This window comes from Streptomyces sp. NPDC091279 (assembly GCF_044757465.1).
GTDB lineage: Bacteria > Actinomycetota > Actinomycetes > Streptomycetales > Streptomycetaceae > Streptomyces.
Window position 1 is genome coordinate 112,579 of the sequence record NZ_JBIVVA010000020.1, and the last position, 7,715, is coordinate 120,293.

8 protein-coding genes and 1 pseudogene are annotated in these 7,715 nt (G+C 73.4%); 3 read left to right on the plus strand and 6 right to left on the minus strand.

All coding sequences use genetic code 11. The features are described 5' to 3' along the window. Positions 1–41: 41 nt before the first annotated feature. The 4 genes from ACIQOU_RS35175 to ACIQOU_RS35190 all read right to left on the minus strand — a co-directional run bounded on the left by ACIQOU_RS35175 (position 42) and on the right by ACIQOU_RS35190 (position 3,977). Positions 42–1,055, minus strand: a complete 1,014-nt coding sequence (locus ACIQOU_RS35175; RefSeq protein ID WP_401544127.1) for a hemolysin family protein — start codon at positions 1,053–1,055, stop codon at positions 42–44. Next, a complete protein-coding gene (locus ACIQOU_RS35180; RefSeq protein ID WP_401544129.1) occupies positions 1,052–2,425 on the minus strand; it encodes a hemolysin family protein in 1,374 nt (457 codons plus the stop codon). Before ACIQOU_RS35180 ends, ACIQOU_RS35175 begins: the two co-directional genes overlap by 4 nt. Positions 2,426–2,630: 205 nt before the next feature. After that, positions 2,631–3,056 carry a GNAT family N-acetyltransferase gene (locus ACIQOU_RS35185; RefSeq protein ID WP_401544132.1) on the minus strand — a complete coding sequence of 142 codons (426 nt, stop codon included), beginning with the start codon at positions 3,054–3,056 and terminating at the stop codon, positions 2,631–2,633. Between the two features lie 57 nt (positions 3,057–3,113). Further along, positions 3,114–3,977, minus strand: coding sequence for an LLM class F420-dependent oxidoreductase (locus ACIQOU_RS35190; protein WP_401544135.1), 864 nt, complete (start codon positions 3,975–3,977; stop codon positions 3,114–3,116). A gap of 111 nt (positions 3,978–4,088) precedes the next feature. On the opposite strand from ACIQOU_RS35190, the gene ACIQOU_RS35195 reads away from it, so the two are divergent. Beyond that, positions 4,089–4,340, plus strand: coding sequence for an antitoxin (locus tag ACIQOU_RS35195; RefSeq protein ID WP_401544138.1), 252 nt, complete (start codon positions 4,089–4,091; stop codon positions 4,338–4,340). 3 nt (positions 4,341–4,343) lie between these two features. Further along, the gene (locus tag ACIQOU_RS35200; RefSeq protein WP_401544140.1) at positions 4,344–4,718 is read left to right on the plus strand and encodes a fic family toxin-antitoxin system, toxin component; all 375 of its coding nucleotides are present in this window, start codon (positions 4,344–4,346) and stop codon (positions 4,716–4,718) included. Between the two features lie 78 nt (positions 4,719–4,796). Here ACIQOU_RS35200 and ACIQOU_RS35205 read toward each other — a convergent pair whose 3' ends face one another. Then, positions 4,797–5,486 carry a class I SAM-dependent methyltransferase gene (locus ACIQOU_RS35205; protein ID WP_401544143.1) on the minus strand — a complete coding sequence of 230 codons (690 nt, stop codon included), beginning with the start codon at positions 5,484–5,486 and terminating at the stop codon, positions 4,797–4,799. A 64-nt stretch (positions 5,487–5,550) separates the two neighbouring features. Continuing rightward, the gene (locus ACIQOU_RS35210; protein ID WP_401544145.1) at positions 5,551–6,237 is read right to left on the minus strand and encodes an esterase/lipase family protein; all 687 of its coding nucleotides are present in this window, start codon (positions 6,235–6,237) and stop codon (positions 5,551–5,553) included. A 129-nt stretch (positions 6,238–6,366) separates the two neighbouring features. Between ACIQOU_RS35210 and ACIQOU_RS35215 the strand changes: the two are divergent. After that, positions 6,367–7,715, plus strand: a pseudogene (locus ACIQOU_RS35215) (LuxR family transcriptional regulator); the annotation flags it as partial.

A 7,715-nucleotide genomic window follows, 5' to 3' on the forward strand; every position in this document is an offset into this window, starting at 1 on the left:
CGCCCGCGGGGGAGTGCCCCGGGGGCGCCGGTGCGGACCGGTCAGGCCCGCTGGCCGAACAGTTCCTGGAGGACGTCCTCCATGGTCACCAGGCCGGAGAGGCGACCGTCGTCGCCGAGCACGGCGGCCAGGTGGGTGCGGCTGCGGCGCATCGCGGTCAGGACGTCGTCCAGCGGCGTACCGGCCCGCACGCTCGCGATCGGCCGCATGTCCCGCACCCGGAACGGCACGTCCCGGGGCGAGGCGTCCAGCGCGTCCTTCACGTGCAGATAGCCGACGATCCGCCGGGTCTCGTCCACCACCGGGAAACGGGAGAACCCGGACTGCGCCGAGAGCCGCTCCAGCTCCTCCGCGGTGACGCCCACGCGCGCGTAGACGACACGTTCCAACGGCAGCACCACATCGCGCACCGGGCGGCGGCCCAGTTCCAGCGCGTCGTGCAGCCGCTCCAGCGCGCGGTCGTCGATCAGCCCCGCCTCGCCGGAGTCCTGGACCAGACGGGCCAGCTCGGCGTCCGAGAAGGCCGCCGTGACCTCGTCCTTCACCTCCACGCGCAACAGTTTCAGCAGGGTGTTCGCGAAGGCGTTGACCGCGAAGATCACCGGCCGAAGCGCCCGCGACAGGGCCACCAGCGGCGGGCCGAGGAGCAGCGCGCTGCGCACCGGTTCGGCGAGCGCGATGTTCTTGGGCACCATCTCGCCGAGCAGCATGTGCAGATAGGTCGCCAGGGCCAGCGCGATCACGAAGGACACCGCGTGCCCGGCGCTCGTCGCCACGCCCACCGCGTGGAACGCCGGTTCCAGGAGGTGCGCGATCGCGGGTTCGGCGACCACACCGAGCACCAGCGTGCACAGGGTGATGCCGAGCTGGGCCGCCGCCATCAGGGCGGACACGTGTTGCAGACCCCACAGCACGCTCACCGCACGCCGGTCGCCCTCCTCCGCGTGCGGTTCGATCTGGCTGCGGCGCACCGAGATCAGGGCGAACTCGGCGCCGACGAAGAACGCGTTCACGACCAGGGTCGCGAGCCCGATCAGAAGCTGTACGGCGGTCACTGGGAGTTCCCCTCACGGGCCGCGTCGGCCAGGTCGCCGCTGTCGTCGCCCTTGCTGTCGGCGGTGTGCGGCGGCGCGTGCATCAGGACGCGGGCGGCGCGGCGTCCGGAGTCGTCCACCACGTCGAGCCGCCAGCCGGTGACGGTCACGCTGTCCCCGGCGGCGGGGATGCGGCCCAGTTCCGTCGCGACCAGGCCCGCCAGCGTCTCGTAGGGCCCCTCGGGGGCGCGCAGGCCGACCCGGGCGAGCTGGTCGACGCGGGTCGCGCCGTCCGCCGAGAACAGCGCGTGGCCCGCGTCGTCGTGTCCGGCCGGGGCCAGCCCCGGTGTCTCGTGCGGGTCGTGCTCGTCCCGCACCTCGCCGACGACCTCCTCGACGATGTCCTCAAGGGTCGCCACCCCGGCCGTGCCGCCGTACTCGTCGATGACGACGGCCATGGTGCGCTGCCCGGACAGCCGGTCGAGGAGCCGGTCCACGGTGAGCGTCTCCGGCACGAACAGCGGCTCGCGCGTGATCTCGGAGACCGGCACGCGCGCGCGGCGTTCGGCGGGGACCGCCAGCACGTCCTTGATGTGCGCGACCCCCACCACGGAGTCGAGGTTGCCGCGGTAGACGGGGAACCGGGACAGACCGGTCGCCCGGGTCGCGTTCGCCACGTCCTCGCAGGTCGCCTGGGCGTCCAGGGCCATGACCTGGACGCGCGGGGTCATCACGTTCTCGGCGGTCAGGTCGGCGAGGTTCAGGGTGCGCACGAACAGCTCGGCGGTGTCCGCCTCCAGGGCGCCCTCCTTGGCGGAGTGCCGGGCCAGCGCGGCCAGCTCCTGCGGCCCGCGCGCGGCGGCCAGCTCCTCGGTGGGCTCCACGCCGAACCGGCGCACCACGTGGTTCGCGGTGTTGTTCAGATGCGAGATGAACGGCCGGAAGGCCGCGCTGAAGAAGCGCTGCGCGTTGCCCACCCGCTTGGCGACCGCCAGCGGCGCGGAGATCGCCCAGTTCTTCGGCACCAGCTCGCCGACGACCATCAGGAACACCGTCGACAGCGCGGTGCCGAGCACCAGCGCCAGCGTCGACGCCGTCGAGGCCGGAATCCCGGCCGACTCCAGCGGCCCGGCGATCAGCTTCGCGATCGAGGGCTCGGCGAGCATGCCGACGACGAGGTTGGTCACGGTGATGCCGAGCTGGGCACCGGACAGCTGGAACGTCAGGTTCCGAACGGCTTTGAGGGCACCCTCGGCGCCGCGCTCACCGCGTTCGGCTGCCTGTTCGAGGTCGCTGCGCTGGACCGTGGTGAGCGAGAACTCGGCGGCGACGAAGGCGCCGCAGGCGAGCGACAGCAGGATCGCCACCAGCAGGAGGAGCACTTCGGTCATCGGGTCACCTCCGTCCCATGATCGGACAGGGTGGGAAGGACCGCGCGATGTCGTGCGCCGCGGTTGCTACTGGGAGGTTCGCCCATGGGCGGACGCTCACACCTTTCATGGAGGACCGGAGCGCCCCGTCACCAGAGGGGGCGCAATGATCCTCCAATCGTAAAGTATCCGCAAAGGGCCTTCAGAAAGCTCCCACCACGGCCCTTCAGCCGGTCAGCGGCTTCACCCAGCGCCGCCACTGCTCCTCGGGCCCGTACCCGGCCGCGCCCCACGCGTGGTGGGCGGTGTCGTTGCGGGTGAGGACCATCGCGTCGGCCCGCCGCCCGCCGAGCCCCGTGAACCGTACCTCCGCCGCCGCGAGCAGCGCCGATCCGATGCCCCGGCGCCGCCGCTCGGGGGCCACCGCCAGCCGGTACAGATGGCAGCGCCAGCCGTCGAACCCGGCGATCACCGTGCCGACCAGCTCACCGCCCTGCTCCGCCAGGATCAGCGCCCCGGGGTCGCGCTCCACCAGCCGCTCCACCCCCGCCCGGTCGTCGCTGATGCTCGTTCCCTCGGCCGCCGCCTTCCAGAAGGCGAGCACGGTGTCCAGATCGGCGGGCCCGGCGGCCCGGATGCGCAGTTCGTCCATGGGGTGATCCCAGCACCGGCCCCGCGTCCCGCACCCGGAATTCCAGCATCCGGACGGTCAGCGCCCGGCCAGCTCCGCCACCACCGGCGCGAACGCCTCCATCGACGGCTCCAGCACCGTCAGATACGAGAACCCGTACCGCTCCCGGCGCGCCAGCACCTGCGCGACGATCTCCTCCCGGGTCCCGACCAGCAGCACCGGCAGCTCCAGCGCCGCCTCCGTCGTCAGCCCCGGCACCTGCTCGACGAACGGGCGGACGGCGCTCTCGGGGTCGTCGGACTCGATGACGGTCTGGATCAACAGGTTCAACTCGGCGGGTTCCGCACGGGGCGTGGCCAACTCGCGGTAACGGGACACTCGTTCGTCCAGCGCGTCGGGCGTGATCACCGTCAACTTCCCTGTCCTGTCGCCGGGGACGGACTTCGCGCCGGTGAACGCGGCGATGTCGGCGTGCTCGGCGGTCAGCCGCAGCATCCGGTCGCCGTTGCCGCCGATCAGCAGCGGCACCCGCGGCTCGGCGCCGCGCAGCCGCCCCAACTCCTCGACGGTGCGCGTCAGATGGTCCACCCGTTCACGCGGCGAGCCGAACGGCAGTCCCGCCGCGTCGTGCTCCGCCGCCACGTACCCGGTGCCGAGCCCCAGGTCGAGGCGCCCGCCGGTCAGCGCGTCGACCGTCGTCACCTCGCGGGCGAGCAACGTGGGGTTCCAGAAACCCGCGTTGAGCACGAACGTGCCGACCCTCGGCCGCTCGGTCGCCTCCGCCGCCGCGACCAGCGCGGGGAACGGCGCGACCATGCCGAGATGGTCGGGGACGAGGATCACGTCGTAGCCGAGCCGCTCCGCGCGGCGGCACTTGGCGCGCCACGCGGCGGCCGGGGCGGGCACGGTCAGGTTGACGCCGAAGCGGAACGGTCGCGGCATGGGATCTCCCTGCTCGAATCCGAGGTGCGGACCCGCCGATCCTCTCCCGGACCCCGCACCGGCCAGAAGACGGCCTTGCCCGTGCTAGCGGTATTGCGCTAGCTTCGAGGTATGGCGAAGACCCAGCTGAACGTGAGAGTGGACGAGGGCACGGCCCGCGCCGCCCGCGAACGCGCGCTGGCCCGGGGCATCAGCGTCAACCGCTATATCGAAGAGCTGGTCAGACAGGACACCGGGGAGCTGGGCCACACCTTCGTGGAGGCCGCCGCGGACTTCATGAAGCAGTACGAGTCCGTCTTCGCCGAGGAGTTCGGCAGCGAGGCCGAGGGGCACCGCCCTGGCCCGCGCGAAGGTCGCCGCTGACCCTTGAGCGCCCTCGGAATCGACCTCGCCTGGCTCCTCATGGTCGCCGAACAGAAGACCCCGGGTGACCCCCAGGTCTCCGACTGGGGCGCCCTGGTCGCCGCCGTCGCCCGGCACGAGGCCGAGATATTCGACGTCCCCGTATACGACACCCCGCACACCCGCGCCGCCGCCCTGCTCCAACTCCTCATCCATGTCCCGGCGTTGGAGCGCTCCAACGCCCTGTTCGCGTCGGCCGTCGCCTACGGGTACCTGGTCGCCAGCGGCCTCAAGGTCGCCACCTCGCCCGCGCAGGTCCGCGATCTGGCCCGGCTGGTCAAGAACGGCCAGACCACCGTCCACGACATCGCCGCCGAACTGCGCCACTGGACCATCTGAGCGACGGGGGCACTTCAGCATCCGAACGGCCGGACAGCTCGGGCGAGTTGCCGGACCGAGGCGGTTCAGGGCGGCGGCTCAGGTGTCAACCCCGGTCGGCCGCCACGCCGTTCCCAGCACGCAGTACGAGGTGGGCAGCCGCAGGCCCTGCTCGGGGACCAACAGCCGTCGGTAGGGGCCCAGTTCGAACCCCGCGTCGCGCAGCGCGGCGACCGGCTGCCGGGCCAGATGGCAGTTGCCGGCCACCGCGGGCCACAGCGTGCGGTCCAGGACGCGCTGGGTGAGGGTCATCGCCGGCCCGCCGCCCCGGCCGTGTTCCAGGAACCGCACGACGCCGCCCGGCCGCAGCACCCGGCGCACCTCGCGCAGCGTCCGGGGCAGGTCCCGCACGCTGCACAGCACCAGCGACAGCACGGCCGCGTCGAAGGCGCCGCTCCTGACCGGCAGCTCCTCCGCGAGGCCCGGCACCACGTCGACCGGGACCGGGCAGCGCGTCGCCGCCTCGGCCGCCGCCGCCCGCAGCGAGGTCTCCGGCTCGATCGCCACGACCTCCGTGACCGTGCCCGGGTAGCGGGCGAAGTTCAGGCCGTTGCCCGCGCCGATCTCGACGACCCGGCCGGACAGCCCGGCCAGCAGCCGATCGCGCAGCGCCGCCACGCCGAGCCGGGTGTCGGCGGCCACGCTCGCGCGGAGGTAGGAGCGGGCGAACACCGGATGGTGCACGGGGCCCCGCGCCGTCCTCGCGGCGCCGGTGGACCTTCGCGGCATGGGGACCTCCCTGGCAGGACCGGCCGTACCGCGATTGTCCCCCGACCGGGCCCCGCGCGCCCGGTCAGCCGAGGAAGTCCCGCACCTGCTCGTAGATGCCCTGGTCGTTGTTCATATTGGTGTGCGACACGCACCCGACGTCGACGTTGGTGGCACCGCTCAGGAGCGCCGTGGAGTGAGGGGTGAGCGCCTCGTCGCACTCGGACCAGTACGCCGCGTAGGAGACGGCGCCCGGGGTCTCGTCGCCCGAGTTCAGCGCGGTCAGGAAGGAACTGCCCGGGGTCATCTCGCCGCAGGACGTGTAGAGCCACGTGCAGAGCGACGCCGTCGCCGTCCCGTGGTTGACGCCCGCCGTCGAGACGAAGTCGTCGACATACGACGTGCCGCCGAGGTTCTTCAGGTAATAGCGGGCCGACATCGCGCCCATCGAGTGCGCGACGAGGTCGACCTTCGAGGCGCCGGTCCTCGCCAGCACGTTCTTGACCTCGGTGGCCAGTTGCCGGGCCGTCGTCACGTTCGACTGCTTCCAGTCGTAGGACCACGCGTCCAGCTGGGCGGCGGAGTAGCCGTCGGCCTCGAAGTAGCCGACCCAGTCGTCCCAGCCGGCGGCCGAGCCGCTCAGTCCGTGCACGAAGATGATGGGGTCGTGGGTCGCCGCCTGGGCGGGGGTGGCGGCGAGCGACACGGACAGCAGGAGCGATGCGGCCACGCCCGTGAGGGCGGTGGCGACCCGACGCGTACGACGCTGCATGGTGCCTCCTGGAACGGTGTGGGGGTTCGCCAGGAGTGTCGGACCGGTCTACGCGCGGCGCATCGGTGAGATCGCCGGTCTTTACGGGTCAATTAACTCGCCAGTAACGTCAGTTCTGTGGTGACCCCGGTGAACCCCCCACTTCTCGACGGCATTGCGCCACCGCCGCCCGCAGAAGCCTGGCGGCGCCTGTCGCGTACCCTCCCCGAGGGCGTCCGGGTCCGGCTCCTGCACACCGTCTACGGCGATCCGCGCGCCGCCGCCGAACTCGTCCCGCTGCTCACCGAACGGCAGTCCGCCGGGCTCGACCCGCTGCCCACGGAACCCGCCGAGCAGGCCCCCGCCCTGCTGCGGGCGCACCGCGCACAGCTCCGCGCGCTCCCGGACGACACCCGCTTCCTGCTCCTGCTCGCGGCCGCCGACCAGTACCCGTTCGCCACCCACGCCTTCCTGCGGGCCACCGCCGCCGCCTCGCTCGACACCCGCCCGCTGGAGGCCGCCGACCACGCCGGCCTCGCGCACGCCGGGCCAGGCGGCGTCGTCTTCCGCGACGCCTGGACCCGCGTCGCCGCCTACGAGGCCGCGTCCCCGGCCGACCGGCGCGACGCCCACCGGCTGCTCGCCCGCGTCCTGAACGCCGAGGGCGAGCGGCCCCGGCGTTCCTGGCACCGGGGCGCCGGTGCCCTCGGCCCGAGCGCCCGGCTCGCTGCCGAACTGGGCGCCGCCGCCCGCCAGGCCGACGCGGACGGGCGCCCCAGCCTGGCTCGCGCCCTCCTCGAACGCGCCGCCGACCTCTGCCCCGACCCGGCCCTCCAGGCCCGGCTGCGCGCCCGCGCCGCCACCGCCGCCTGGCAGTCAGGCGACGCCGACCGGGCCCGCCGCCTCGCCGCCACCGCCGCCCCCGACAACGCCCTCACCGGCCTCCTCGCCCTCCGCGCGGGCGACGCCACCGAGTCCTTCGACGCCCTCCTCACAGCAGCGACCGAACGAGCCACGGCAGCCCCTCCCGACAATTCCGCCGCCCACGTGTCATACGCCGATACGGCCAGAGGCGTCCCCACAGAGAACGACACAGCTGCCACGGCCGGACCGGGGAGGGGGGATGCACTGATGGGCGGGGAGACCGAAGAGAGCAACGGGGACGGACGCTCCGTTTCCACGCCCGGGGGCCCGGGAGGGAACGGCACTCCGGCGGCGGGCCCGCCGCCAGTAGGGGATGTGCTGCCGGGCGCGGGCGGGCGTTCCGGTTCTGCGGTCGGGGGCCCGGGTGACGGTGCCGTAGGGGCGGTGCCTCTACGGAACGGCGCCCCTGCCGCCGACCTGCCGGGTGCGTCCCGCGCTGCGGAGACGTCCGACGCGCTGCCGGACGGGGAGGCCCGAGGGGCGGAGGGAGAGGGGCGTTCCGCTTCCGTGGCCCGGGTTGCGGGGGGCTCCGGAGGGAACGGCACTCCGGCGGCGGGCCCGTTGGCAGTGCGGGA

Excerpts from the sequence above, each read along its gene's own strand:
- ACIQOU_RS35180 (WP_401544129.1), bottom strand. The coding sequence starts at position 2,425 with ATGACCGAAGTGCTCCTCCTGCTGGTGGCGATCCTGCTGTCGCTCGCC.
- ACIQOU_RS35185 (WP_401544132.1), bottom strand. The coding sequence starts at position 3,056 with ATGGACGAACTGCGCATCCGGGCCGCCGGGCCCGCCGATCTGGACACC.
- ACIQOU_RS35190 (WP_401544135.1), bottom strand. The coding sequence starts at position 3,977 with ATGCCGCGACCGTTCCGCTTCGGCGTCAACCTGACCGTGCCCGCCCCG.
- ACIQOU_RS35195 (WP_401544138.1), top strand. The coding sequence starts at position 4,089 with ATGGCGAAGACCCAGCTGAACGTGAGAGTGGACGAGGGCACGGCCCGC.
- ACIQOU_RS35205 (WP_401544143.1), bottom strand. The coding sequence starts at position 5,486 with ATGCCGCGAAGGTCCACCGGCGCCGCGAGGACGGCGCGGGGCCCCGTG.
- ACIQOU_RS35210 (WP_401544145.1), bottom strand. The coding sequence starts at position 6,237 with ATGCAGCGTCGTACGCGTCGGGTCGCCACCGCCCTCACGGGCGTGGCC.